Raw genomic sequence first — 24,183 nt, forward strand, 5'->3', positions numbered from 1 at the left:
GGGGTAGCCGCTGATGCAGCCCTTCACGTGGCTTGCCCGCACGCATCTGCTGTCGGCCGCCGGCGATGCGCTGATCGCGATCGCGCTGGCAGGGTCGCTGTTCTTCAACCTGGATCCGGCGGCTGCGAGACCCAGGGTGGCGCTGTACCTGCTGGTGACGATGGCGCCGTTCGCGGTGGTGGGGCCGCTGATCGGGCCGTTGGTGGACCGTGCCCGTGGCGGCCGCCGGGGGATGATCATCGGGGCGGGCATCGCCCGGGCGATCCTGGCACTGCTGATGGTGCGGCACCTCGACTCGCTGTGGTTGTTCCCCGAGGCGTTCGGTGCGCTGGTGGCGGGCAAGACGTACCACGTGGCCAAGAGCGCCGTGGTGCCGGGGCTGGTGCGCGAGGAGCGCGACCTGGTGGAAGCCAACTCCAAGCTGATGCTGCTGAGCGGGCTGGGGGGTGCGCTGGCGGCCGGTCCCGGTGTGCTGCTGAGCCTGGCCTCGTCGCGCTGGGTGCTGGTGCTGGCGGCGGTGGTCTTCGTGCTGATGACGTTCCCTGCACGGCGGCTGCCCCGCTTTGCCGTGCGGCCGCGGCGTGTGCCGCCGAGCCCGCCGCCCCAGCCGCTCCCGTCACGCCCGCCGCACGTCGCCCCCCAGCAGCCCCCACCCGCCGCGGCCACCAGGCGTCGTGGCGCGATGCTGCTGGCCGGCTCGGCCATGGGCGTCGTGCGGATGATGACCGGCTTCACGCTGTTCCTGATCGCGTTCTGGCTGCGCACCGACGACGCTGCCCCGTGGTGGTTCGGCTTCATGTTCACCGCCAGCGCCATCGGGCAGCTCATCGGCGCGGTGGGAGCGCCGTGGCTGCGGCGCCGTGTCCGCGAGGAGATCCTGCTCGCGTGCACCTTGCTGCTGGCCGCCGCCATGTCGTTCTACGTCGTGACCTCGCCCGACCGCGGCTCGGTGCTGGGGCTGGCCTTGGTGATCGGGCTGATGTCGGCGCTGGGCAAGCTGTGCTTCGACGCCATCGTGCAGCGCGACGAGGTGCCCGCAGACCAGGGCCGCACGTTCGCCCGCTTCGAGACCCGCTTCCAGCTGATGTGGGTGATCGGCGGGCTCGTGCCGGTGGCTGCGCCGAGCGGCATCCTGCCGTTGCGCGCCGGGGTGATGCTGCTGGGCATTGCCGCCACGGTGGCGGTGGTGCTCTACGCCGGCGGCCTGTGGGCGCTGGCCCGGGGCCGGCGTCCCCCCTCGGAGATCATCGTCACGCGGGTGCGCACCCGCATCACCCAGACCCGAGTCCGCCGCCGCAGCCAGATCCGGGGGCAGCGTCAGCCGTCAGATCCGGCTCGAGGCGTCGGCCGGGCCCCGGGTCTCGACTAGTCCAAGGGCAGGTCGAGGCGGGCCAGCCACAGGCCCGGCGCCGCGACTTCGTTGGGCGTGGGCAGTGAGCCCGGCTCGAACAGGCGCGCCAGCCCGTCGCGTCCCGCCCGTTCGATCACGCCGACGATGAACGCCTCGCCCCGGTCACGGGCCTCGGCGCTCAGCCGCACGCCGAGCAGGCGATCCGCAAAATCGGCGCCCTGTGTGAGCTGGCGGCGGCGCACCGCCTCGCTGAGCGCGCCGAAGCTGCCGATGAGCCGCGAGCCCGCCTGCGCGACGACGTCGTCGATGTAGGCGTTCACGACGCTGAGCAGCGTCTCGAGCCGCTGCACGATGTCGTTCTGGCTGTCGTCGCGTGACACCCCCAGCAGCAGCTCGGGGTTGCCGAAGATGCGCTGGAGCTGCGAGGTGAGCTGGGAGGGGTCGCTCATCATGTCGGGGTCGAGGTCGAGCATCTCCTCGAATGCCCGGTCGCTGCGCTGGAACCCCTCCACGTAGCGCAGCAGCAGCCCGTCGAGTTCTGCACGCACGTGGGGCACGGCCAACATCGAATGCATGGCGTGCTCGCGGATGGCCACCCACAGCATGACGTCGTCGACGTCGAGGCTCCATTCGGATGCGAAGTCGGTGATGTTGGCGGGCACGATGAGGATCCGTCCCATCGGCACGCCGAGATCGGAGTTGCCGAATGCCTTCGTGGCGAGGTGGCCCGCCATCATGCCGGCGGTCATCGCCACGGTCATCGGGCTCATCATGCGGAGCAGGCCCGCGAAGGGGTCGTCGACCGATTCGTTGGCGAGACGTTCGGACAGCCGGTCCATGAGCGGGCGGATCGCGTCGAGGGCTGCCGCCGCCCAGCCCGAGCGCGTGACAGGCTCGGTGCGTGCGGGGACGATGTCGAGATGGGTCACGTGGGCCGTGTGCAGCTCGGCGACACGGCTGATCTCGCTGAGGCGGTGCCGGATGACCGGGTCGACGTTGTGCTCAGGCGTGCCGCCGGTGGCGAGCTGGGTGGCCGTCTGGCGGGCGCCTTCCCACAGGGATGCTTCGTTGCCGAGCATCCCGGCGATGTCGCCGAGGAAGGGGATGCCCTTGAACGGGTCGGCCCCCGGGTCGTCGGCCCCGGCGTCGTCAGCCACAACCGAATCGTACGGCTGCGGTGCGGGCGTGTGGCCCGCGGCCCGATTGACTGAGGACAGTGATCGTGGACTCAGGCGCTAGCTCCAGCCGGGTCGCGGTGTCGGGCACGGGCGGCGTGATCGGCGCCCGCGTGCTGCAGTGGCTGGCGCAGTCGTTCGACGTGATCGACATCGACCAGATGATCGACGCCGACCAGGCGGCGCACGTGAGCGAGGCCGTCTCGGGCGCCGACGCGCTGGTGCACCTGCGGCTGACCCGCGAGATCACTTCTGACCGGCTGCGATGGGTGCTCGCCGCGGCGGATGTGCCGCACCTGACGCTGGTGTCGAGCGCCAGCGTGTACGGGGCGTGGCCGAACCATCCGACGCCGATCTCGGAGGACATGCCGGTGCGGCCGAACCTGGAGTCGTCGTTTGCCGTGCACCACGCCGATGCCGAGCGCACCGTGCTGGAGTGGCGCGACGCTGCGGGGGAGCGGTCCGGACAGTCCGGGCGGCAGGTGGCCATCCTGCGGCCGGCGCCGGTGGTGTCGAGCGGTCTCGGCGGCCCGATCGGCGAGGCGATGCTGGCGGCTGCGCCGATCCGCACCGGCAGCGATGACCCGCCGGTGCAGTTCCTGCACCTCGACGACTTGGCGTCTGCGGTGGTGCTGGCGGTGCGGCAGCGTCTCGCGGGTGTGTTCAACGTGGCGCCCGACGGCTGGCTGGCACCCAGCGAGCTGCGGGCGCTGCTGGGGGCTCGGCCCAAGGTCAGGCTGCCGCTGCCTGCACCGGAGCGGCTCGACCGCTACGTGGCTCGCCGGGTGGGTCACGCTGCACCCGACGGCCTGCTGCCCTTCACCCGCTTCAGCTGGGTGGTGGCCAATGACCGGCTCCGTGCCGCCGGCTGGGAGCCCCGCTACAGCAGCGCGCAGGCGTACGTGATCGCAGACGCCGGGATGCCGTGGGACGATCTCAATGCACGTCAGCGCCAGTACGCGATGCTGGCGGGCGCGGGGGCTGCGCTGGTTGTCGGCGGCTGGGCTGCCACAGCCTGGCTCCGGCGCTCCTACGCTTTGCGATGATGACCACTTGGATCGAGCTGACGCCCGACGAGCTGCCCATTGCGGCCGTCTACGAATGGGCGCTTGATCCATCGGCGGGTGCGGTGGTGCTGTTCTCGGGCACGGTGCGCGACCATGCCGACTACCGCACCGGCGTGACCCGGCTCGTATACGAGGCGTACGAGTCCGAGGTGACGCCCCGGATGTCGGAGATCGCCGCCGAGATGCGCCGGCGGTGGCCGAGCGTGTGCAAGGCGGCGCTGCTGCACCGGGTGGGCACGCTGGCCCTCACCGAGTGCTCGGTGGTGGTGGCGGTGTCGGCGCCGCATCGGGATGCAGCATTCGAAGCCGCGCGCTTCGGCATCGATACCTTGAAGGCCACAGTGCCGATCTGGAAGCAAGAGCACCACGACGGCGGGACTGACTGGGGCCTGCAGTCGCAGCCGATTGCCGAGGTGCCCCGCGCATGAGCCCGCTGCTGTTCCTGGCCATTGCGGTGGTGGTGCCGCTGCTGGGGATGGCGGTGCTGGGCGCGATCGCTCGGGTGCAGAACAACCGTGTGACCGATGACGAGACCGAGCCCTTCCGCCGCAAGCTGAAGGCGATCGCTCCGCGCGGGCCGGAGGATTCGCCGCGCGCTCCAGGCTTGAGGGGCCTGTTCCGCCGAGCGCCCAAGCAGTCGAGCCGGGACCTCTCGACGGCAGAATTGCCAGGCTCCGCCATTCCTGCGCCACGCTCTCGCACAGCGAAGAGCATCCGTCTGATCGAGCGCGAGTATTCGCTGCCGGTGCTTCCGCCGCTCAGCGCTGATCTGGATGCCCGTGTGCCTCGCCGGGCTCGCCCGCGCCCGCCGGGCCATGACCGGGGGAATCGCTCTGGCTCGTGACCTGGCAATCGACCTCGGCACCGCGAACACGCTGGTGTACGAGCGGGGGCGCGGCATCGTGTTCAACGAGCCGTCCGTCATCGCGCTCAACGAGCGCTCGGGCGATGTGCTGTCCGTCGGCCGCGAAGCGTGGCAGATGATCGGCCGGACGCCCAGCTACATCATCGCGGCACGCCCGCTGCGCAACGGCGCCATCACCGACTTCGACATCACCCAGCGGATGATCCGGCTGATCCTCCAAGGTGTCGGCGTCGGCCGGTTCGGCCGGACCCGGGTTGCTGTGTGCGTGCCGTCGCTGATCACCCCGGTCGAGCGGCGAGCGGTGATCGAGGCGGCACGCCGGGCGGGTGCCTCCGACGTGCGGCTGATCGAGCAGCCGATCGCCGCAGCCATCGGCTCCGGGCTGCCGATCCACGAGCCGGCGGGGTCGCTGGTCATCGATGTCGGCGGCGGCACTGCCGAGATCGCCATGGTCTCGCTCGGCGGCTTGGTCTCGCTCAAGGCCGTGCGTGTGGGCTCGTTCGACTTCGACACCGCGTTGATGAACTACTCGCGGCGGGTCCACGGCATTGCCATCGGCGAGCGCACCGCCGAGGAGCTCAAGATCAGCATCGGGTCCGCGTGGCCGGTCGACGACAAGTTCGACGCCGAGGTGAAGGGCCGCGACCTCTCGTCGGGATTGCCTCGCACGTTCGTCATCACGCCGACCGAAGTGCGCTCTGCGCTGGCCGACACGGTCGAGCAGATCGTCGAATCCGTGCTCGAGTGCCTTGGCGAGGCACCGCCGGAGCTGGCACAGGACCTGATTCACACCGGCGCGCTCATGGTAGGCGGGGGGTCGCTGCTGCAGGGACTCGACCAGCGCATCGCATCGGAGGCGCGTGTGCCGGTGCTGCGGTCCGAGTCGCCGCTCGAGACGGTGGTGCTGGGCGCCGGGCGTGCACTCGAGAACTTCGAGTCCCTCCACGCCTCGCACACGATTCCCGGCCGGTAGCTGCGCCGCTGGGCGCGCCGGCGAGATCAGGCGGCGTCGAGGCTGCTGGGCCGATCAGCGGACCGGCACGCCGAGCAGCTCGCCGGCGACGGCGCGCACCTGGCGGTCGCGGTCATCGAGCGAGGCGCGCACGGCGTCGACGGCACGGTCGTCGTCGAATTGGTGCAATCCCAGCAGGGCCCGGCGCCGGATCTGTGGCCGGTCCTCCATGGCAGCGAGCAGCACCTCCAGCGATCTCGCCCTGGCATCGTCGTGACCGGCGCCAGCCGCGCTGCGCTCTGCCGAATCCGGGCCCGCCGCGATCGTGTCGAGCCCCGCGGCGATGGCGCCGAGCGCAGCAACTGCGCTCTCACGGCACAACGGGTCGTCATGATCGCGGGCGACGCGGCACAGCTCGCGCACCGGCGCGGCGTCCCGGTCGCGCTCGCCGAGTGCAGCAGCCGTGGCCTCCACCACCGAGGCGTCGGCGTCGCTCAGCATCGGTATGAGGTCGACCTCCGGCGGGGCCAGTTCTGCGGCCCGCCTGCGGACCCCGGTCGCGTCGTCGCTCAGCGCCGAGCGAACCTGGGCGGCGCTGAGTTCGCCGCAGCGTGCGAGCGCACCGAGTGCCGCTGCGCGGACGTCGGCATCGCTGTCCGTCAGGAACTGCGCTGCCGCCTCGCTATCGCCCCGATGACCTGCCACCACCGCTTCCAGCCGTCGCGCATACGCGTCGTCGGTGTGGTCAGGAAGTGCTGGGCCCGGGGCGTCGGGCGGTGGCGACACGCGGCCTCAGCTCATCCCACGAGCGCTTCGAGCAGGAGCGCCCCCAGTGCAGCAGCGATCAGCACGACCGCCACCAGCGTGATCGTGCAGATGGCCACAAAGACGGCGAGCCCGACGACGGCGACCAGCCGCCGCCAGATCCCTGTCGGCTTGTAGGCCCAGCGCCCCGTCTCCATCAGCCCAATATGCCCCATTCCCGGCCGAGTCGCGCGTGCCTGCCGCAGGGCACATGGCACGCTGTGCGCCTGTGAGCGATGCGTCCGGCGGCAGACCGGCAGACGAACCCGAAGACGACCCCGCCGGCGCTCCCGCCGGCAGCCCCGGCGACGATGCCGACGAGGCGATCGACAGCGGCGGCGAGTCCGAAGCAGGACTCGGCTGGCGTGCACTGGCGGGCTCGCTCGACGATCCCCTGCTCGGCGCTCCGCTGCCGCCGATCACTCCAGACCCGGTCGCCTCTGAGCCAGCGGTTGCCGATCTGCCGGTCGCCGATCCGGCGGCCCCCGATCCGGCGGTCCCCGATCCGGCCGCTGCCGATCCGATCTCAGCCGATGCCGCCGCTGCGGATCTGGCCGCCGAAGGCGCCGTCGTCGCCCCGACCCATCCCTCCCCCCGCCAGTACTCCCGCACCGCGGTCACGGTCGCACTCGCCATCACCCTCGCCGCCATCGCCGTGGCCGCCGGCTTCGAGACCCGCCTGGCAGGCAAGGCCGTCGTCGCCCCCGGCGGCACGTTCGACATCGAGGAGTTCGTCCAAGTCAACGACCACCCGGCGTACGCCTCCGACGCCTCCATCAGCCTCGTCAGCGTCCGCACCAGCTTCGCCCCGTCGCTGTTCGAGCTGGCAGGCGGCTGGCTCGACGGTGCCCTCGAGGTCGTCGACATCACCGACATCCTGGGCGAGCGCACCATCGCGGAGAACCGCGAAGACGGTCGCCTCCAGATGGACCAGTCCACCCAGATCGCCGTGGCCGTGGCGCTCGAACACCTGGGTCACGACATCATGACGCCCGTCGGCGCCCGCATCGAGTGGATCGTCGACGGCAGCCCCGCCGAGGAGGGCGAGCTCGGCGAGGGCGACATCGTGCAGACGGTCGACGGCAGCCCCATCCTCACCGCGCCCGCCCTGTCCGATGCCATCAAGGCCTACCAGCCCGGCGCCCAGGCAACCCTCACAGCGCTCGCCCCAGACGGCCAGACCCGCACCGTCACGGTCACGCTGGGCGAGCGAGACGGTCTCGCGCACCTCGGCGTCGTCGTGACCACCCATGTCACCTTCGCCGAGCTCCCCATCGACGTCACGCTCAATGTCGAGAGGATCGGCGGCCCTTCAGCAGGCCTGGCCTTCACCCTGTCTGTCATCGACGCGCTCACGCCAGAGCCGCTCACCGGCAATCTCGACGTGGCTGCTACCGGCACCATCCAGCACGACGGCACGGTCGGGTCCATCGGCGGCGTGCCGCAGAAAGCTCACTCCACCGTGCGCGCCGGCACCGACCTCTTCCTGGTGCCGGCCTCCCAAGCCGACGAGGCTGCCGCCGTCGCCGAGCCGTCCGTCACCGTCGTCGGCGTCGAGACCCTCGCAGAAGCCCTCGCCGCCATAGCCGCCCACCAGCGCTGACCCAGAAGAACGAGGTGCCGCCAGCCACCGCAAGATCGTCCGCGCACTCCTGGCGGCTGGGTCGGCGGTGGGTCAGTTGGACCAGATGTTGATGAGGTCGGTGGCGGCGTACCAGTTGCGGTCGCGTCCTACTCCGGGTGACCGAGCGTCGATGGGGGTGACGATGCCGTGGTCGGCGAGCGTCTGCAGGGCGGTTCTGCCGGCGGCCCTGCTGACGTTCACGAGATCGGCTGCATCAGGTGCGCTGAGCACCGGTTGAGCGATCAGTGACGGCACGAGCGCCCGTGCCGCGCTGTCAGAGCGCAGCCCGCGCAGCCGTCGGTTCCATGCATCGATGATGCGGCGAGTCCTGGCGGCGAGCTGATCAGTGATGTCTGCGGCCGCTTGTGCAACTTGAGCGAACCAGCGGATCCACGGGCCGGCGTGTCCTTGTTCGAACATGTGCAGTCCCGAGAGGTAGCCGCCGGTGTCGCGTGCAATGGCAACGCTGATCGGAACTGTTGAGTGGCGGGTCACGTTGGCCCGGCGCAAGGCTCTGCTGACGAGTATCCGTCCGAGCCGGCCGTTGCCGTCGCCGTAGGGATGGATCGCTTCGAACTGCGCATGCAGGATCGCGGCGTGCGAGATCGGGTCGATGTCGACCCGCTCGTTGGCAAACCTGACGAGGTCGCCCATCAATTCGGGGATCTCGCCCGGCGGCGGCGGGACATAGGCGGCATCGAGAGGCGAGCTGCCTCCCACGCAGCCGACGCGGTGGCGGAACGTGCCGATCATCTCGGGATCCAGGTCGCTGTGGCGCATGAGTCGGGCATGCCACCGGTGCAGGGCCTCGATGCTGAGAGGGGTGTGTGCTTCGTCGAGAGCGGTGCCGATGACGGCGAGATTGTCGGCCACCCAGCCGGCGGCACCGCCCGCGTCGGTGCGTTCGGCGACCAGAACTGACAGCAGGGGTTCTCGAAGACCTTCGATTCCCGACGATGCCACTCCTTCGTGGCGCAGCAGCAGGCGTGACAATGCCTCCCAGCTGCTCGGCACCAGTTGATCGGCAGCCCGGACCGCGGCGATTGCTTGTTCGGTGGCGCGGGCTTCCGGAACCGTGAGGGCGAAGTCTCGGTCGGCCAGCTTCGCGGGCTTCCACGTGCGGACCTCGCGGCCGTTCCATTCGGCTGCAACAACCGTGCCGGCGCCGCCGCTCTCGAACAAGCTCATTTGGAAAGAATAGCGCTTTAATCTTTCCAAATAGCAGCAATTTGGCAAGGCTCGCGCGCGCCGCCGGAACAGGGCCGCTATGTCGGCTGTCGGTCAGTGCGGGGTGAGTGACATGGGCTAGGTGTCGAGCACTTCGGCGCCGTCGGCGGTCACGTAGACCTGGTTTTCGAGCTTGACGCCTTCGGTGCCGCCGGGTTCGCCCACGTACACCTCCAAGCACAGCACCACGCCGTCCTCGACCGTGCCGTCGTATCCGTGTGTGTCCCAGTCCTGGAGGTAGTGGATCATGGGGTACTCGGTGGACAGGCCCAGCCCGTGGGCAACGTCGGCGTAGCGGTTGGGCAGGTAGCGGTCGGGGAGCTGGTAGCTGCGCTCGGCGAACTCGCGGAACGTCAGCCCGGGCTCGAGCAGCTCACGGTTGTGGGCGAGCACGTCGCAGGCGAGCGAGTGAAGCGACCGCTGCGCCGGGGTGGGCTCTCGGCCCGGCGTCACCCAGCTGCGCGACATGTCGGCCGCATACCCGTAGGGGCCGATCAGGTCGGTGTCGAAGCTGACGAGGTCGCCGGCCTCGATCACCCGATGAGAGCACTCCGCGAACCACGGATTGGTCCGTGGGCCGCTCGTCAGCAGCCGGGTCTCGATCCATTCGCCGCCGCGGGCGATGTTGCCGGCGTGCAGGTGCGCCCACAGATCGGCCTCGGTGACCCCCGGCCGCAGCGCCCGCCACATCTCGCCCACGGCCTGCCCGGCAGCATGAACAGCCCGGCGCATCGCCACGATCTCCTCGGGATGCTTGCGGTAACGGGCCAGCTCGGTGAACGCCATGGTGGTCACCGTGTCCACCCCGCGGCGCCGCAGGGCCGCCAGCCCCAGCGGCTCGCACTTGTCGAACGCGACCCGCAGCGAACCCCGGCCGTGCAGGCGCACGAGATCCGCTATCCCGTCGGCCCACCGATCCGCCGCCTCGGCCTCGCGGGGACCGTTCTCGAAATAGAACCAGCCCACCGCCGGCCTCACCTTGTCGATCAGCGGCAGATGCGCGCTGAGATGCCCGCACCGGGCCAGGTCGAACAGCACCACCGGCCCCTCGGTCGCCACGAACGCGTACCGCACCGGATTGTGGGCGGTCCACACCGCCATATTGGTGGCGTCGGTGGCGTAGCGGATGTTGATCGGGTCGAACAGCACAATGCCCGCAACATCGGCGGCCTCGAGCTGACTCCGCAGCCGCCCCAGCCGCCACGACCGCACAGCATCCATGTCCGGCGCCCGCAAACCAGCCGCCTCCCACTCAGCGACCGCCGCGCCCGACACACCCCCAGCGCTCACAGCAGCGACCGTAATCGCCACCCTCCACCCATCTCGGCGACCCGCCAGCCAGCGAGACTGCGGCTGATCAACCAACAGATCACCGCCGCCGACCGAGCGTTCGCTACTCCCAGGGGTTGATCAGTCTGAGGTCGAGTCCTTCGAAGTCCGAGACATTGCGAGTGGCTAGGGCCAACCGTCGAACGCCGGCCGTGGCTGCTATGAGCGCATCGCTCAATTCGAGGGTGCGACCGGCGCGCCGCGCCTGCGCTCGCAGTTCGGCGGCGTGCTCTGCTTCGGCCGCGTCGACAGGCACGATCCGCCGCACCTCAGAGACGAGCCGCCTGACGACACTTGCGATGGCGTCGCGACGACGGCCCGGCGCCAATAGCTCGATTCCGTACTCAAGCTCGTGCACCACGATCGCCGACAGCCACAGGTTCGGCTCGCTCGACAGGAACGCCATGACGTTCGCGTCGGGTTCTGGCCGGACAGTCTCGGAGACGACGTTGGTGTCGAGCACGATGCCGTTCACGAAACGTGCTCTGCGCCACCCGCGCCCGCGCCGCCTGCCCCAGCACCGCCGATGTCATCGTCGATAAACGGAATGGGCCGACTCGAGCGGCGATCCGGCAGTTCCAGCTCGTAACCGCGGGGCATGTTCTCGACGAGCCAGCGCCCCACGTGCATCTCAGGCTCGGCCCGTTCCCGCCAGACATGCTCAGGAACGATCACAAACGTTCTGCGTGTGCCGATGCGCTGGGGCCCGTCCTCTTCGGCGCAACGGAGAATGTGAGACAGGCGCGCCTTCGCCTCGGCCACCGTCCAGACCCGGTCCGTTCCCGTCACATCCGCCGACATCAAGCCCTCCGCCAGAACCAGTGCCCAACCCAAACTAGTCCATATTGGACTATAACCGCATGGCTTGACATCCCGCCGAGCCAGCGGCTTGGTCTGCATTGTGATGATATGATGCAGTGATGCGAACGACGATCGACCTGCCGGCCGATGTGCATGCCCTCGCTCGCGAGATCGCGCACCAACAGCGCAAGTCGCTGAGCCAAGTCGTCACTGAGCTGATCCGGCTGGCGCTCAGCCCGGTCGATGCACCCGCAGCGCCGTCAGCCGCGGGGCTGCCGACCCTGCGGGTCGGGCGGGCCGTCACAGCCGAAGACGTCCGATCCCTCGAAGACGAATGACCGCAGCGCTCGCCGACGGAAACGTCCTGATCGCGCTCGTCGTCGAAGACCACGTCCATCACCGTCTGGCCCGAGCCTGGTTCGACGGCCACGACGATGAGCTGGCCACCTGCCCCATCACCCAGGGGACGCTGCTGCGCTTTCTGATCCGCGAAGGCATCGGCGCGCTCGACGCGCTCGGCGCGCTGGCGCAGCTTCAGTCGCTGCCCCAGCACGTGTTCTGGGCAGACGAGATCGGCTTCGACGCCACAACGCTCGCCGGAGTCATCGGGCATCGCCAAGTGACCGACGCCTACCTCGCCGCTCTCGCCCGGCACTTCGGCGGCCGTCTCGCAACACTCGACCGCGGCCTCGCAGCGCTGCACCCCCAAACAGCGCTGCTGGTAGCAACCTGACGGCCCACCACAGCGAGCGCCGGCGGCTATGCGCGCACGATGTCGACGTCGATGCGGGCCGGATCTCCTTTTGCAGGCACATCCAAAATTCGCCGAATTCTGATGGGTAGCTATGCATTTTTCGGCAGCGTGGCGGGGCGTGCTGGCGAGAGCCCAGCTGCGCGAGAATCATCTGCTGAAGAATCCGTTGTGCAATACAGCAAGCAGTGGTAGTGCAATTCTTCAATTAGTGTCCATGCAAAACGATCATTTGCGCTAGTGTGGAAGTGTGGTCGCACGCATCGAGGAGCACATCGCCCGGCACCTCAGTCCCCATGTCAGCCATGCGCTTGGCGGCTTTCGTGTCGTGGTGTTGCACGGTGCGCGCCAGTCGGGGAAGACGACCCTGGCGCGCAGAGTGGCGGAGCGTGCAGGCGGCACCTATGTCACCCTTGAGGACGAGCCGATGCTGCAGGCTGCGCTTGACGATCCTGCGGCGCTGCTGAATGCGTGGCCGACGCCGCTGGCTGTCGACGAGGTGCAGCTGGCCGGCGACCGGCTGATCAGGGCGGTCAAGCGCTTGGCAGACGAAGAGCAGACGCCGGGCCGGTTCCTGCTGACCGGTTCCACCGATTTCCTGTCGGTGCCGACTATCAGCGAGTCGCTGGCCGGGCGGGCGCGGCTGATGCGCCTGACCCCCTTGTCCCAGGCCGAGATCGCCGGCGCCGAGGAGCCGCCGATCGAGAGGTGGATGAGCGGCGACAGCCAGCCCGGCGCCCCGCGCCCTGGCACCTCGCCGCCGCTGACCCGACGCGACTACGCCGAGCTGATCTGCACCGGCGGCTACCCGGAGGTGCTGCGGCTGCCCGAGGACCTGCGTGCGGGCTGGTTCGAGAGCTACATCGAGACCGTCGTGGGCCGTGACATCACCGCGCTCGCGGACATCCGGCGATCCACAGCACTGGCGCCGCTGCTGCGCTGGACCGCCGCCCAGACATCCCAGGAACTGAACCTCACCGCGGCGTCGAGGCGGCTCGCCATCAGCCAGCCGACCGTCGTCAGCTACCTCGATTGGCTCCGGGCCGTGTTCTTGACCCAGGAGCTCCCGGCCTGGTCGCGCAACCTGTCGGCGCGAGCGATCCGGCGCCCGAAGCTGCACATTGCCGACACCGCTCTCGCCGCGCACCTGCTCGGCTCCGGGCCGCAGGCGCTGCTGGCGCCGACATCACAGGCATTCGGCATGCTGGCGGAGTCGTTCGTCGTCAACGAGATCGCCCGTCAATCCACTAGCGCCGCGGCTCGCATCAGCTTGATGCACTACCGCGACGCGCACCATGAGGCAGACATCATCCTTGAGACACCCGACGGCTCGGTGACTGCCATCGAGGTCAAGGCCAGCAGCTCTCCCTCGCCCCGCGCAGCAGACCACCTTCGCTGGCTGCGCGACCGGCTCGACACCGTGGCTCCCGGGGCGTTCGCCGGCGGGATCGTGCTGCACATGGGCGAGCACGAGGTGAGCCTAGGAGACCGCATCAGCATGCGGCCCATCTCGTCACTCTGGAAAAGCTGACGACGGGGCTTGGGTCAGGTGATGTTCAGGAGCCAGGACACGCCGAATCGGTCCTCGACCCAGCCGAAGCGCCTGCCCAGCACTCGGAACTCGGCAACCTTCACCTGGCCGGCCGGCCCGTCGCCATCGCCTTCAAGCAGCACGCGGCGGGTGATCCCGATATGAGCCGCAGCGATGCCGAGTCGGCAGGCGGCGCGTACGTGGCGTTATGGGGCGAGGATGGTGTGGCTGCGCTGGGTTATGGCGTTGAGGAGGCGGCTGGGGGTGCCTGAGGCGCGCATGGCGACGGGCAGTGTGTCGATCTCGGCGGCCAGTCGGTGGGGTGTCTCGCGGGCGATGCGCATGACCTCGGCGGCTGCCCAGTCGGGGTCGGCACCCAGGGTGCGGGCGGTGTCGCGCCAGTCGTCGATGCGGGCGCCTGTGCCCACCTGGTAGCCGGCGCCGAGGGTCATGGCGAGGTGGACGTCGTGGGGCGCTACGTCGGTGTAGGGCAGCCAGGAGGCGGTGTCGTACAGCGGTGCCAGCCGGCAGACGCCGCCGGGCAGGTGCACCAGCGCGTGGTTCTTGGAGTGGGCGTCGTTGGCGACGATCACCCAGCAGTAGACGAGCCGCCGGAGGAGGGCCGCGATGTCGGCCGCGGCGTCGCTGCTGTGGGTGTGCAGCAGGCCGGCGATGTCGGCGGGCGACGGTCCGCCGTCTCGCTGGAACCGCAGCGCCGCGGGACGGCCGAGCGCCTGGCACATGTCTTCTTGGTGGGTGCGTGCCAGCGATTCGGGGTCGGCGGGGCCCCGGACGCGGTCGTAGCGCTGCACCACGAGCGTCTCGACGCCGCCGATCACCGCGACCTCGGTGCGGACCGCGTCGATGCCGAGCGCGCGGGCGGTCGCGAGCGCGAGATGCTCGCCGACCGCTTGGCCTGGGTAGATGGCTACCGAGGGCTTGAGGATGTGGCTGGTGGGCTCGTCGCCGACGGCTCGGTGCCACGCGTCGTCGCTGCGGCGCAGGGCCAGCTTGGGCATGGTGCCCGCGAGGCTGAAGCTGGCGAGCGGGTCCGTGCGCCATCCGCCCAAGCGTGCGCCCTCGGCGAGATCGCGCACTGCGGCGGCGAGGTCGGCATCGGTGATCGGCTCGAGCGCCGAGGGGCGATCAGCGTGCCGAGCGGCGGGGCCGCCGACGGGCGCGGCTGCTGCGGGCTCGAACTGCACAGCGCCGGCGCATTCGGCGCCGATGGGCGTGGCGAGCAGGTCGAACGGGTCGACCGACGCAGCGCCCACGCTGGCGCGCCACCGCTCGCGGTCGGCGGGCAGGTCCGGCAGCAGGCCGTCCAGCCAGTTCCCGACCGCCGCGCCGCCATGGGGCTGGGCCCGCATCGGCAGCGACAGCGACAGCGGGACCGCGTCGGGGTGAGCGAGGTAGCCGGCGTCATAAGCGAGCACCGTGCCGGCCGGCGTGCGGGAGACGACCGCGGCATCGATGCCGCCGACGCGCACCCTCAACGCGTCGGGCGTCATGGCCGGTCGGCTACCACGTCGCGGTAGGTCGGGCGCTCGCTGTTCGCTTCGCGCACGACAAGGTCGCAGCCGAGCGCGTTGCAGATCTTGACGAGGCCGTCGAGCTGCATGGTGAGCTTGCCCGCCTCCGCATCGCACACGAGCTTGCGAGACACGCCCGCCGCATCCGCGAGCGCCTGCTGGGTCATGCCGAGCTCCCGGCGCCGGCTGGCTACCACGTTCGCCAGCGATCCCGGCGTGCGCACAACGAAGGCTGCCAACGGTCTCACGGCGCACACCCTAACCCGATGTCACCGTCCGCACGCACCAAACGGTCTATCACCGAACGCATACAAACAGCGTGATGACACCATACGCATGCACACGATCCCAACGCAGGCTACGACCCTTGACGCGACCGGCCCGACGCAGATCCCGCCGCCCGCCGCAGCCTTGGAGCTGCCAGGACCCGAAATCACACGGAAGGGAGCCGAACAAGAAGAGGCTGAACGTTGGCTGCTCGTGCGCGTGAAAATCGTTGGACTTCGGCACCGTCGATCACCCATGATCGAGCGATCTGCTGACCGCTCAACTGGCCCGCCCTGGAGACCCTCGTACACTGCGGTGCTGTAGGACGGATGCCGAGGAGGTGTATTCGAATGAGCGACAGCGGCGACGATGTCAAGGTCATTCACTACACCGACGAGGACGTCCGCGAAGGCAATCAGCGCATGCTCGAGGATGTCGGCTGCACTTGGGAGCAGCTGCAGGCGCAGGCCCAAGCCGGCCGTTTCGAGAGCGCGAAGGCCCGCGACGTGTGGCTCGTCATCTCGTCCTTTGAACCAGCTACAGCGTGACCTGGAGCGCCAGGCGAAGCAGTTCGCCGGCGAGACAGCGGATGTGCTCAATGGCACCGTCACTGACGGCATCCGATTGGACTGCGGGCTGTACACGCACGGGTCGCACGGACAGGCGATAGTCACCTACAAGCTGGACCGCATCAATCGCCGTGGCGAACCCATCCCGCTGAAGATCTCACGTACACCGGCAAAGCTGTCGCTGCGTGTGTTCCATGCGCTGCGAATGGACGACGAGAGCCGTCATCTGGCCAACATCAAGAGCACGTACGGGCTCTACGTTCAGCACAAGAGCGCTTTCGCGTATCACTACGAGCGCGATGCCGACAACGACTACCCGGCAGCGCACCTGCACATCGACGGCAAGGCCAAACGCTTGCAGAGGATTCTTGACGTCGTCGGCCGCGGCAAGGACAAGCCGACCGCCCTGCACTTGCCCGTCGGGGGCCGCAGGTATCGGCCGAGCCTCAGCCGTCTCGCCCGGCCGTCATCTAACGGTTCGACGGCCTCTGAACTAACGCTTCGGCGGCCGCCGCGCGAGCTGTCAGGGCTCGAAATCGCATGGAAAGGAGCCGAACAAGGAGAAACATAACCTTGACTACCTACTCGAAGCGGCGAAGCAGGCGTTCCCTCGCTGCGGTCCTGGCGGCGATGCTCATCGCATCGGTGCTCGCGGTCGTAGCGGGATCCCCAGCCCAAGCCGCAAACACTTCTTTCGAGGTGAAGAGAGATCACGACAACAACGCGGCTACGGCGTCAGTCCGTGAGTTCGCTGGTCAGGATCGCTACGACACAGCGCTGCGACTGGCGAAGAACTTCGCCACCTCAAAGGGCGGCCTTGGCTCCGTTCCGGCAGCGTTCGTCTCGTCTGGCGAGACATTGGTCGACTCCATCTCGGTCGCCGGTCTTGCCGGCTATGTAGATGCCCCGATCTTGCTGACCCCCACGGGCAGCTTGCATGGCGGCGTCGCTGACTTCATCGAGGACTACGGCGTCAGCACGGTGTACGTGCTGGGCGGCTCGGCCGCCATTGCCGATTCAGTGGTGACTTCCATTGAGGGGCTCACCTCGAAGCCGAAGGTGACCCGTGTTTCGGGCGACGACCGGTACGCAACTGCCGCTGCGATCGCATCGATGATCGACGCTGAGTCGTCTTGGTGCGATACCGACGCGGTGAGTGCGGTGCTGATCAACGGCGCCACCGACATGATGCCGTTCGGCGTGGCTGTGCAGACGATTGCCTATCGCCTGCAGCTTCCTGTGCTGATGACGGCCGCTGACGAGCTGCCTGACGCGACCGCGGAGTACATCACCGAGAACGATGTGGAGCATGTCCAGATCGTCGGTGGTACTGGCACAGTGTCGGCTGATGTTGCTTCGGCGCTGACCACGCTCGGTGTCGACACCGTGGCCCGTGTGGAGGGCGACTCCGCTGCGGCAGTGTCAGTCGCACTGGCTGCGCTCGCGAACGACGGCTGCGGCGACGACCTCGGCTTGGTGTCCAACGACCGCGTGGCATTGGTGCGCGGCAATCCCGACGGCGTGGTCGCTGCTCCGGTGCTGGCATCCAGCTTCGCCGGCGGCTATCTGGTGACCCCGCTGGTTGTGGGCGACAGCCTGCCGGCCTCGGTGCGCGACCATCTCGCCGCCACGCCGCAGAACATCGGCACCAACCGGCTGAACCTGGGCATCCTCGCTGTCGGTGGCACCGCTGCGGTCAGCGAGGCCACCATGAAGGCTGCGCTCGAAGCGGCAGCCTCGACTGCTGCGCTGACCGTGCGGATCGGCGCCGCGAGCGACACCAACAAGGACGGGGCGACCAACGCGGACGACCCGGTGCGGCCCGACCCGGCGGCTACCGGCACGGCGACCGCCATCGATGCGAGCGCTAGCCCGCCGACTGGGCCGATGATCTCGCTGTACTTCAGCGATGCTGTGACCGCGACCGCCAACGTGGAGCGGATCAAGGACGTCGTCGAGATCAATGGCATCCCGGCGATTGTGCTCAACGCTGCGGGGAACGCCGGCGCCGTGTGCGACCAGACCCGGATCGACGTCACGCTCGGCCAGGCGCTCAGCGCTGGCGATGTGATCTCGATCGACGGCTCGGCTGTCAAGCTCGGCACGTCGACTGATCAGCGCACCTTCGGGTCCGCGACCACGACAGTGACCGCTCCTGCGCCGGACCGTGTGCGGCCGACGATCTCGATCGTGGGCATCGCGGGCGCGGCGACGGCAAGGGCGACGTTCGAGATCAGCTTCAATGACAATGTCGGCCTGGCAGGCACTGCACAGCTCGCCACCGATGAGGTGAGGATCGTCGGCGGACCCGGCGGCACGAGCCCTGCACCGACGGTGACCGTGGCTCATACTGCGGGCACAAATTCGGCGGTGGCGACCGTCAGCCGCGACTTGGTGGCTGGTGATCGGCTGATCATCAACCCGGGCGCAGTTGAGGACGCTGCGGGCAACAAGAGCGCCGGCACGTCGGGTGCGGCGATCAAGGCGCAGGCCAGCCCGCGCATCAACCGGGTGCTGATGAGCGATCTGAAGCACACCGCGCACGCCACATGGACGGTCCCGGCCGGTTCTGTGGGCGGCGTCACCGGAACCGGCGCCGGGATCACGATCCGGGCGAAGGGCGACGGCGACGCCGCGGGCGCTGCAGGCAATGACTGGTCGATGGTGTTCGACCGGGCCAGCACCTACAGCCCTGCCAAGCCGCTGGACATCGGCGTGAGCGTCGATCCCAAGGGCAAGCGCGTGACGGTGCGGTTCAACAACGGCCCCGCCACTGCCACCTTGGGCGATCTGATCAAGACGTTGAACGCCGATGCCGAGTTCTCGGCGCTGTTCTCGGCGGGCTTCACCAGCTGCTCCTTGGCGGCGGAGAACAGTGCGGGCAGTGCTGTGCTGGGCTTGGTTACGGCTCGGAACGTGGCCGCTGGCTTCAGCGACTCGGGTCGCACCCAGTTCGCCATCGAGGTGAACTTCAACGCCTACGTTGACGTGATCCGCAACCCGAACCTGCTCGAGGACCTTCTGGCGGCTACCAGGGTCCGCACACGGCCCAGCGCGGCTGAGACCGTGGCAGAGGGGAACACCCGGGTGCAGACTGCCGCGACCGGCGGCGACGGTGCCGCTGCTGGCGGCGGTCTGACGATCTTCGCGGACTTGAACGCTGACAGCCCGGCGCTGCCCGTTGTGGACGCCAGCGCGGCTCCGGTGCGGTCGGTGCGCTATGAGTTCGAGACATCGCAGGTGCGCTACCTGCCGATGGCACGCGACCTCGTGCAGACCGCTGCAGGCCACGCCGGCGCAGCTGCCGTCACCGGGCCTCCGGCGTACTCGGCGATCACCGCTGACGCCGGGGTAGCGACCGGCTACGCCGCCGACGCCCCCGCGACCGGCACAACCGACACCACAACCGCGGCTGACAGGGTCGATGAGAACCTCAACGGCTCGTCGCAGAACCGCATCCAGGTGTCCAACAGCGTCAAGGCTCCCTCCTAGGAGCGAGCTGCACAGTTGACCTGAACCGTTCGGGCGGGCTGCCCGCCTGATCGGCAAAGAACAACAACGAAAGAGCCCCGGGGTTTCGGCCCCGGGGCTCTTCGCGTGCGGGCCCCTGTCGTCGTTGCGCTCCGTGCGGTCTGTTGGTCGGTGTCGGGCGGAGGCGCTAGTGTGAGAGCACGAAGACCCATCGGTTGGCCGCCTGGTTCATCCGGGAAGCACGGTGACCGGTTCTATTGATCCCAGGGGTGCCATTGGCACCCCTGAATCTTTTTGGAGGGCTCGTGTCGGCCGGTCCAGCGTCGCAGCACTATCGCGTGCGCGTGTTCGTCGATTTCTGGAACTACACGCTCGCGATGAGGGACGCCGACGCCGGGTTCCGCACCGACTGGTCGCTGCTAGGTCCCGCAGTGTCGTCCGCGGCGGCTTCCTCGGTTGGCTCTCAGGTCCGGCACACCTACCAAGGCATGTCCGTTCACGGCTCATATGACCCGTCTCGGGACCGCAAGCTGCTGAACTGGGCGACAACGGTGCTGGGCGGCTTTGCCGGGGTGCGTGTGGACTTCTCCCCTCGGCGCAAGAGACGCGGCGCGCCGTCGTGTCCGCGCTGTCACGCATCGGTTGACAGGTGCCCCCAATGCGGCAGCGACATGCGAGGCACCGAGGAAAAGGGCGTCGACGTGCGCATGGCCATAGAGATGATCAGCCTGGCGATGCTGGGCAGCTACGACATCGCTGTGCTCGTCTCGTCAGACCGCGACTTCATACCGGTCGCGGAGTTCCTCAGCTCTCGGGGGATCACGGTGATTCACGCCGCGTTCGGCAGCCTCGGGGCCGAGCTCTCCCAGAGCTGCTGGACGCGCATCGACCTGCCTCACCTGCGGCCCAGCTTCGAGCGCTCATAGCAACAACGACGCGTCGCAGCGGCGCGTCGTGCGGCCCGTGGTACAGATGCAACCCGTCGACGAACGCTGCTGCCCCTACGTCCATGCTCGCCTGCTCTCGGGTTTGCCGGACGACATGCCGCAGCCCGATCAACGCAGGTCGGATGTATAATCCCGCCCAGAGCTGTCCTGCGCGGGTGACCGCCAGGAGCGAGAAATGCCCCCCAACCGACGGGGGCATTTCTGCGCCATGGACACCGCCAGGGCATTGCTCCTGCTCACAGGACGAAGCCGACACGCGGCTGGCAATACCGCGCCGGGCCGCTGCCGAACGCCGGGCCATCACCTGGCGGCTTGAGGGCCTCTGATCTAACACTTCGAGGTCCAATGAAGCAGCCGTCGCGACGCGACGGCACCCATCGGCGTGACCGCAGCGCAGCATCGCTCGGTGACGCGAGGCATGCACGGTCGGCACGATCCAGATGCTTCGTAAGCGGCCGGCGAGCGAGCTGTCAGGGCTCGAAATCGCACGGAAAGGAGCCGAACAAGGAGAAAAGGAACCGTGGCTGCTTGGGCGAGCGGCGGCCTTGGCGCTGGACCAATGAAAGAGCATTGAAAAATACTGAAATTCATTTTCCGAATCAAGAGAGGCTCCCTGCTGTCCACAGCGGATCGCTGCAGAAAGGAATCCGCTGTGTCTGAACAAGATCGTTCTCGCCTCTACGCTTGGTGGTGCGAGCAGGCCGACGAGTCGCTCGCCGAATACGTCATGTCCTGTCTGAGCCCTGTGTCGCTTCCCGATCTCGCCACCAAGGACGACTTCAGGGTTCTCAAGAGCGACATAGCGCGTCTCGATACCGCGTTCGAGCGACTTGAGTCCAAGTTCGAGCGGCTCGTCGATGCCCGCGAGGCCGACCGCAAGGAAGCGCGGCATCAGTTCCGCTGGCTGGCCGGCATCGGCGTGTCGATCCTCGGCGTCGTGGTAGGGCTCGGCATTTTCTCGTAGCGCTCGTCGGCACAGCCCCGACTCCAGCGCGCAGCCACACGGCCCCTCGACGCTCGGCGCCGCCGGCGTGATCGGCTGAGCGCCCCACAGCTTGCGCACCCCTGCTCCGCTCGAACAATGTCGCAAGCTCATGGCCGCCTGGGCCAACTTCGTCGCCCCCCGCCCCCGCCGACAGCGCCCGTGATGCAGAACCGCGTGTCGAGCCAGAGGCCGGTCCTCGTTGATGGGGCTGATCAGAGATTCACGAGTTCCGGCGGCGCCCAAGCAGGCCAGCCTGATTGCCGCACGAGCAGGCCGTTTCGGTAGTGAGCGACGAGGCGGAACGGCGTCGATGCCGAAGTGTTGTCATAGACATGCGATTGGCCGGCTATCCGGACGGCAGCAGCGACATGGCCCCACAGTCGACGGTGGCGTGAACGGATCTTGTCCTCAGGAACTGCGTGGCCGCCGTTGGAGACGCGATCTTCGACTCTGGCGACCGCAAAATCCTCTGGGACGATGACGACATGCAGGACAACGATGTAGCCGGATCGGGACGCGTTGCGCACAAGGCCGACCTTGGACTCGTGCGAGAACACCGTCTCGGCCACAAATGATCGATGCGCTTGGATCAACTGCTCTCGGCGCTGTTCCGCCATCTGCGCCGCTTGGTAGGCGTGCTCACCTGGATCATCGGGCCATCGCTCGGCTGCGATCCGGTCGGCGTTGACGAACTCCAAAGACGAGGGTGCGAGCACGCGTTCAACAAAGGTCGTCTTGCCGGCACCGTTGGGACCCGCGATGACATGCAGCACCGGTGAGGTCATCACGAGCTCCGCGATCAATCCTGGGGCCGCGGCTACGGCTGTCGAGTGACGATGTTCCCGTCGTCGTCGAGTTCGACATACGAGCGGCCTTCGGCCGCGAACTCGTCGGCCAAGTTGAGGTCTCGGCGGCGCTGGTCGGTGCGTTCGGCCCATTCTGCCCGCACAACAGCCTGCTCTCGTTCGTTCAGGTCGTCGTAGGAAGCTCTGCATCCGAGCACCTGCTCGATCGCCTGGGTCGAGACGTTCGGCGCAGACTCGAGCTCCTTGCCGATCCGCGCCCAGTGGCTCACTTGCTGGGCGGCGCTGCGGCTCATCAGCGGTGCCAACGCAGTGGCGAGGGCATGGATGTCCTCATCGACTCGAATCGGTGTGCTTGTCGCCACACGACCACCTCCCAAGCAACTGTAGCAGATTGCTACCAACAGAAGCCCGCCGTGTCTGAAGAGGATCGCTCTCGCCTCTACGCTTGGTTCCGTGAGCAGCTCGACGAGCGCCGCGCGGAGTACATGATGTCGTGCCTCGCGCCCGCGCCGCTGTCGGACCTGGTGACCAAGGAGCATCTTGAGAGGGTGCTGTCGTCGGCGTTCTCGGAGTTCGCGCTGAATCAGTCCGACTGGCGCGAAGCCGACCGCAAGCAAATCGCCGACGAGCGCGAGGCCGACCGTCAGGAGGCCCGCAAGCGTCACAGGTGGCTGGTGGGGATCGCTGTTGTGTTGGCGTTGGAGATCGTGGCGGCCGAGGCGGGCTGGTTGCAGCCGCTCACCGACCTGCTCACCGCGGCGTCCTGATCCGCTGAGCGGTTCGCGGCTCGCGCACCCTGCTCCGTTCGAGCAGGCGCCCTGGGGGCGACGTCAGTGCGCGATCTGGGCCGGCCGAAAATTCCCCTATGACGCGGCGGCGAAGGCCGTTACACTGGTCCTGTTCCGCGTATCTCGCGTATGCGGATCACCAGGTGGGGCCCACTGGGTGCGAATGCGCTGCGGTGAGCCCTTCAACCGGTCGGCGCTGTCACAAACCGCGGCGACGCGGGGTTTGACAATGCAGAGCGGGAGCATCTCCCGTCGTACAGAACAAGGAGAAAAGGAACCTTGACTATTCGAACGAAGCGGCGTGGCAGGCGCTCGCTCGCAGCGATCTTGGCGGCGATGCTGATGGCATCGGTGCTCGCGGTCGTAGCGGGGTCCCCGGCCCAAGCCGCTAACACTTCTTTCGAGGTGAAGACCGATCACGACAACAACGCGGCCACCGACATGGTCCGTGAGTTCGCTGGTCAGGATCGCTACGACACGGCGCTGCGGCTGGCGAAGAACTTCGCTCAGTCCAAGGGCGGCCTTGGTGCTGTTCCGAATGCGTTCGTGTCGTCGGGCGAGACGTTGATCGACTCCATCTCGGTTGCCGGCCTGGCCGGCTATGTGGACGCCCCGATCCTGCTGACCCCCTCGGGCAGCCTGCACGGCGGCGTCGCTGATTTCATCGAGGACTACGGCGTGAGCACGGTGTACGTGCTGGGCGGCTCTGCTGCTGTGGCCGACTCGGTGGCGGCTGCCATCGAGGGGCTCGACGGGAAGCCGAAGGTGATGCGCGTCGCGGGCGACGACCGCTACGCGACGGCTGCGGCGACTGCGTCGATGATCGACGCGAATTCGTCGTGGTGCGGCACCGACGCGGTGTCAGCAGTGCTCATCAACGGCTCCTCGGACATGCTGTCCTACGGCGTGGCGGTGCAGACGATCGCCTATCGCCTGCAGCTTCCTGTGCTGATGACGGCTGCTGACGAGCTGCCTGACGCGACGGCGGAGTTCATCACCGAGAACGATGTGGAGCATGTCGAGATCATCGGCGGCACCGGCGCGGTGTCTGCTGAGGTCGAGGCGGCGCTGACCACGCTCGGTGTGGACACCGTGGCGCGGGTCGCCGGCGACTCTGCTGCGGCTGTGTCGGTGGAGCTGGCCAAGATGGCCGGCAACGGCTGCAGCGACAGCCTGGGCTTGGTGTCCAACAACCGCGTGGCTTTGGTGCGCGGCAACCCTGACGGGGTTGTGGCTGCCCCGGTGCTGTCTTCCAGCCTCGAGAGCGGGCTGTTGGTGCCGCCGCTGGTGGTCGGTGACAGCCTGCCGGCGTCGGTGCGCGACTACCTCGCCGCGACGCCC

28 protein-coding genes are annotated in these 24,183 nt (G+C 68.4%); 16 read left to right on the forward strand and 12 right to left on the reverse strand.

The features are described 5' to 3' along the window. Positions 1-13: 13 nt before the first annotated feature. Positions 14-1,369, forward strand: a complete 1,356-nt coding sequence (locus ACOGW9_RS08485) for an MFS transporter (protein ID WP_419910245.1) — start codon at positions 14-16, stop codon at positions 1,367-1,369. On the opposite strand, the gene ACOGW9_RS08490 is transcribed toward ACOGW9_RS08485, so the two are convergent. Beyond that, positions 1,366-2,508 (reverse strand): zinc-dependent metalloprotease, encoded by a 1,143-nt coding sequence (locus tag ACOGW9_RS08490; protein WP_419910247.1) that lies wholly within the window; start codon positions 2,506-2,508, stop codon positions 1,366-1,368. The two genes, ACOGW9_RS08485 and ACOGW9_RS08490, sit on opposite strands and share 4 nt — an antisense overlap. Before the next feature lie 65 nt (positions 2,509-2,573). On the opposite strand from ACOGW9_RS08490, the gene ACOGW9_RS08495 reads away from it, so the two are divergent. From ACOGW9_RS08495 to ACOGW9_RS08510, 4 genes are read left to right on the forward strand one after another with little or no spacing between them, the layout of a single operon-like run. Continuing rightward, positions 2,574-3,572 (forward strand): NAD-dependent epimerase/dehydratase family protein, encoded by a 999-nt coding sequence (locus ACOGW9_RS08495; protein WP_419910249.1) that lies wholly within the window; start codon positions 2,574-2,576, stop codon positions 3,570-3,572. Beyond that, positions 3,572-4,021 (forward strand): molybdenum cofactor biosynthesis protein MoaE, encoded by a 450-nt coding sequence (locus ACOGW9_RS08500; protein WP_419910251.1) that lies wholly within the window; start codon positions 3,572-3,574, stop codon positions 4,019-4,021. Before ACOGW9_RS08495 ends, ACOGW9_RS08500 begins: the two co-directional genes overlap by 1 nt. Then, a complete protein-coding gene (locus tag ACOGW9_RS08505; RefSeq protein ID WP_419910253.1) occupies positions 4,018-4,437 on the forward strand; it encodes a hypothetical protein in 420 nt (139 codons plus the stop codon). Before ACOGW9_RS08500 ends, ACOGW9_RS08505 begins: the two co-directional genes overlap by 4 nt. Beyond that, positions 4,409-5,431, forward strand: coding sequence for a rod shape-determining protein (locus ACOGW9_RS08510; RefSeq protein ID WP_419910255.1), 1,023 nt, complete (start codon positions 4,409-4,411; stop codon positions 5,429-5,431). Before ACOGW9_RS08505 ends, ACOGW9_RS08510 begins: the two co-directional genes overlap by 29 nt. 54 nt (positions 5,432-5,485) lie before the next feature. Here ACOGW9_RS08510 and ACOGW9_RS08515 read toward each other — a convergent pair whose 3' ends face one another. Both ACOGW9_RS08515 and ACOGW9_RS08520 read right to left on the reverse strand, forming a co-directional pair. Then, positions 5,486-6,196 carry a hypothetical protein gene (locus tag ACOGW9_RS08515; protein WP_419910257.1) on the reverse strand — a complete coding sequence of 237 codons (711 nt, stop codon included), beginning with the start codon at positions 6,194-6,196 and terminating at the stop codon, positions 5,486-5,488. Positions 6,197-6,207: 11 nt separating this feature from the next. After that, positions 6,208-6,372, reverse strand: coding sequence for a hypothetical protein (locus ACOGW9_RS08520; RefSeq protein ID WP_419910259.1), 165 nt, complete (start codon positions 6,370-6,372; stop codon positions 6,208-6,210). A 71-nt stretch (positions 6,373-6,443) separates the two neighbouring features. On the opposite strand from ACOGW9_RS08520, the gene ACOGW9_RS08525 reads away from it, so the two are divergent. Beyond that, entirely contained in the window at positions 6,444-7,817 is a 1,374-nt protein-coding gene (locus ACOGW9_RS08525) for a S16 family serine protease (protein ID WP_419910262.1), read from the forward strand. Between the two features lie 72 nt (positions 7,818-7,889). Here the strand turns inward: ACOGW9_RS08525 and ACOGW9_RS08530 are convergent, their stop codons facing one another. The 4 genes from ACOGW9_RS08530 to ACOGW9_RS08545 all read right to left on the reverse strand — a co-directional run bounded on the left by ACOGW9_RS08530 (position 7,890) and on the right by ACOGW9_RS08545 (position 11,195). After that, positions 7,890-9,026 carry a Fic family protein gene (locus tag ACOGW9_RS08530; protein WP_419910264.1) on the reverse strand — a complete coding sequence of 379 codons (1,137 nt, stop codon included), beginning with the start codon at positions 9,024-9,026 and terminating at the stop codon, positions 7,890-7,892. 117 nt (positions 9,027-9,143) lie between these two features. Further along, positions 9,144-10,355 carry a M24 family metallopeptidase gene (locus tag ACOGW9_RS08535; RefSeq protein WP_419910266.1) on the reverse strand — a complete coding sequence of 404 codons (1,212 nt, stop codon included), beginning with the start codon at positions 10,353-10,355 and terminating at the stop codon, positions 9,144-9,146. Between the two features lie 103 nt (positions 10,356-10,458). After that, complete coding sequence (locus tag ACOGW9_RS08540; protein WP_419910268.1) at positions 10,459-10,869, reverse strand: type II toxin-antitoxin system VapC family toxin; 411 nt, start codon at positions 10,867-10,869, stop codon at positions 10,459-10,461. Continuing rightward, positions 10,866-11,195, reverse strand: coding sequence for a hypothetical protein (locus tag ACOGW9_RS08545; RefSeq protein ID WP_419910270.1), 330 nt, complete (start codon positions 11,193-11,195; stop codon positions 10,866-10,868). The genes ACOGW9_RS08540 and ACOGW9_RS08545 overlap by 4 nt, the downstream gene beginning before the upstream one ends. Positions 11,196-11,314: 119 nt before the next feature. Between ACOGW9_RS08545 and ACOGW9_RS08550 the strand changes: the two genes are divergently transcribed. From ACOGW9_RS08550 to ACOGW9_RS08560, 3 genes are all read left to right on the forward strand, one after another. Further along, complete coding sequence (locus ACOGW9_RS08550; protein ID WP_419910272.1) at positions 11,315-11,533, forward strand: antitoxin; 219 nt, start codon at positions 11,315-11,317, stop codon at positions 11,531-11,533. After that, positions 11,530-11,928, forward strand: coding sequence for a TA system VapC family ribonuclease toxin (locus ACOGW9_RS08555; RefSeq protein ID WP_419910274.1), 399 nt, complete (start codon positions 11,530-11,532; stop codon positions 11,926-11,928). Before ACOGW9_RS08550 ends, ACOGW9_RS08555 begins: the two co-directional genes overlap by 4 nt. 268 nt (positions 11,929-12,196) lie before the next feature. Beyond that, positions 12,197-13,477, forward strand: a complete 1,281-nt coding sequence (locus ACOGW9_RS08560; RefSeq protein WP_419910276.1) for an ATP-binding protein — start codon at positions 12,197-12,199, stop codon at positions 13,475-13,477. Positions 13,478-13,491: 14 nt separating this feature from the next. Here the strand turns inward: ACOGW9_RS08560 and ACOGW9_RS08565 are convergent, their stop codons facing one another. The 3 genes from ACOGW9_RS08565 to ACOGW9_RS08575 all read right to left on the reverse strand — a co-directional run bounded on the left by ACOGW9_RS08565 (position 13,492) and on the right by ACOGW9_RS08575 (position 15,257). Then, complete coding sequence (locus ACOGW9_RS08565) at positions 13,492-13,620, reverse strand: hypothetical protein (protein WP_419910278.1); 129 nt, start codon at positions 13,618-13,620, stop codon at positions 13,492-13,494. A gap of 63 nt (positions 13,621-13,683) precedes the next feature. Beyond that, positions 13,684-14,988 (reverse strand): HipA domain-containing protein, encoded by a 1,305-nt coding sequence (locus tag ACOGW9_RS08570; RefSeq protein ID WP_419910280.1) that lies wholly within the window; start codon positions 14,986-14,988, stop codon positions 13,684-13,686. After that, complete coding sequence (locus ACOGW9_RS08575; RefSeq protein ID WP_419910282.1) at positions 14,985-15,257, reverse strand: helix-turn-helix domain-containing protein; 273 nt, start codon at positions 15,255-15,257, stop codon at positions 14,985-14,987. Before ACOGW9_RS08575 ends, ACOGW9_RS08570 begins: the two co-directional genes overlap by 4 nt. A gap of 369 nt (positions 15,258-15,626) precedes the next feature. On the opposite strand from ACOGW9_RS08575, the gene ACOGW9_RS08580 reads away from it, so the two are divergent. The 5 genes from ACOGW9_RS08580 to ACOGW9_RS08600 all read left to right on the forward strand — a co-directional run bounded on the left by ACOGW9_RS08580 (position 15,627) and on the right by ACOGW9_RS08600 (position 21,227). Beyond that, positions 15,627-15,824, forward strand: coding sequence for a hypothetical protein (locus tag ACOGW9_RS08580; protein ID WP_419910284.1), 198 nt, complete (start codon positions 15,627-15,629; stop codon positions 15,822-15,824). Then, positions 15,805-16,416: a hypothetical protein gene (locus ACOGW9_RS08585; RefSeq protein WP_419910286.1), complete on the forward strand. Its 612-nt coding sequence runs from the start codon at positions 15,805-15,807 to the stop codon at positions 16,414-16,416. Before ACOGW9_RS08580 ends, ACOGW9_RS08585 begins: the two co-directional genes overlap by 20 nt. Positions 16,417-16,544: 128 nt before the next feature. Continuing rightward, entirely contained in the window at positions 16,545-19,337 is a 2,793-nt protein-coding gene (locus ACOGW9_RS08590) for a cell wall-binding repeat-containing protein (RefSeq protein ID WP_419910288.1), read from the forward strand. A 284-nt stretch (positions 19,338-19,621) separates the two neighbouring features. After that, entirely contained in the window at positions 19,622-20,242 is a 621-nt protein-coding gene (locus ACOGW9_RS08595; protein WP_419910290.1) for an NYN domain-containing protein, read from the forward strand. 673 nt (positions 20,243-20,915) lie between these two features. Further along, the gene (locus ACOGW9_RS08600) at positions 20,916-21,227 is read left to right on the forward strand and encodes a hypothetical protein (protein WP_419910292.1); all 312 of its coding nucleotides are present in this window, start codon (positions 20,916-20,918) and stop codon (positions 21,225-21,227) included. A gap of 233 nt (positions 21,228-21,460) precedes the next feature. Here ACOGW9_RS08600 and ACOGW9_RS08605 read toward each other — a convergent pair whose 3' ends face one another. Continuing rightward, the gene (locus ACOGW9_RS08605) at positions 21,461-22,033 is read right to left on the reverse strand and encodes an AAA family ATPase (protein ID WP_419910294.1); all 573 of its coding nucleotides are present in this window, start codon (positions 22,031-22,033) and stop codon (positions 21,461-21,463) included. A 32-nt stretch (positions 22,034-22,065) separates the two neighbouring features. After that, positions 22,066-22,416: a TA system antitoxin ParD family protein gene (locus tag ACOGW9_RS08610; RefSeq protein ID WP_419910296.1), complete on the reverse strand. Its 351-nt coding sequence runs from the start codon at positions 22,414-22,416 to the stop codon at positions 22,066-22,068. Between the two features lie 51 nt (positions 22,417-22,467). Here ACOGW9_RS08610 and ACOGW9_RS08615 point away from each other — a divergent pair, with 51 nt between their 5' ends. Continuing rightward, positions 22,468-22,821 (forward strand): hypothetical protein, encoded by a 354-nt coding sequence (locus ACOGW9_RS08615; protein ID WP_419910298.1) that lies wholly within the window; start codon positions 22,468-22,470, stop codon positions 22,819-22,821. A gap of 300 nt (positions 22,822-23,121) precedes the next feature. Beyond that, positions 23,122-24,183, forward strand: a 1,062-nt coding sequence (locus tag ACOGW9_RS08620; RefSeq protein ID WP_419910300.1) for a cell wall-binding repeat-containing protein, incomplete at its 3' end; no start/stop codon positions are given.

Origin of the sequence: Candidatus Poriferisodalis sp., from assembly GCF_965203655.1 — a bacterium.
In the GTDB taxonomy this organism is placed as follows: Bacteria; Actinomycetota; Acidimicrobiia; order Acidimicrobiales; family Poriferisodalaceae; genus Poriferisodalis.

Excerpts from the sequence above, each read along its gene's own strand:
- ACOGW9_RS08485 (WP_419910245.1), top strand. The coding sequence starts at position 14 with ATGCAGCCCTTCACGTGGCTTGCCCGCACGCATCTGCTGTCGGCCGCC.
- ACOGW9_RS08500 (WP_419910251.1), top strand. The coding sequence starts at position 3,572 with ATGACCACTTGGATCGAGCTGACGCCCGACGAGCTGCCCATTGCGGCC.
- ACOGW9_RS08505 (WP_419910253.1), top strand. The coding sequence starts at position 4,018 with ATGAGCCCGCTGCTGTTCCTGGCCATTGCGGTGGTGGTGCCGCTGCTG.
- ACOGW9_RS08510 (WP_419910255.1), top strand. The coding sequence starts at position 4,409 with ATGACCGGGGGAATCGCTCTGGCTCGTGACCTGGCAATCGACCTCGGC.
- ACOGW9_RS08520 (WP_419910259.1), bottom strand. The coding sequence starts at position 6,372 with ATGGAGACGGGGCGCTGGGCCTACAAGCCGACAGGGATCTGGCGGCGG.
- ACOGW9_RS08530 (WP_419910264.1), bottom strand. The coding sequence starts at position 9,026 with ATGAGCTTGTTCGAGAGCGGCGGCGCCGGCACGGTTGTTGCAGCCGAA.
- ACOGW9_RS08545 (WP_419910270.1), bottom strand. The coding sequence starts at position 11,195 with ATGTCGGCGGATGTGACGGGAACGGACCGGGTCTGGACGGTGGCCGAG.
- ACOGW9_RS08550 (WP_419910272.1), top strand. The coding sequence starts at position 11,315 with ATGCGAACGACGATCGACCTGCCGGCCGATGTGCATGCCCTCGCTCGC.
- ACOGW9_RS08555 (WP_419910274.1), top strand. The coding sequence starts at position 11,530 with ATGACCGCAGCGCTCGCCGACGGAAACGTCCTGATCGCGCTCGTCGTC.
- ACOGW9_RS08570 (WP_419910280.1), bottom strand. The coding sequence starts at position 14,988 with ATGACGCCCGACGCGTTGAGGGTGCGCGTCGGCGGCATCGATGCCGCG.
- ACOGW9_RS08580 (WP_419910284.1), top strand. The coding sequence starts at position 15,627 with ATGAGCGACAGCGGCGACGATGTCAAGGTCATTCACTACACCGACGAG.
- ACOGW9_RS08605 (WP_419910294.1), bottom strand. The coding sequence starts at position 22,033 with ATGACCTCACCGGTGCTGCATGTCATCGCGGGTCCCAACGGTGCCGGC.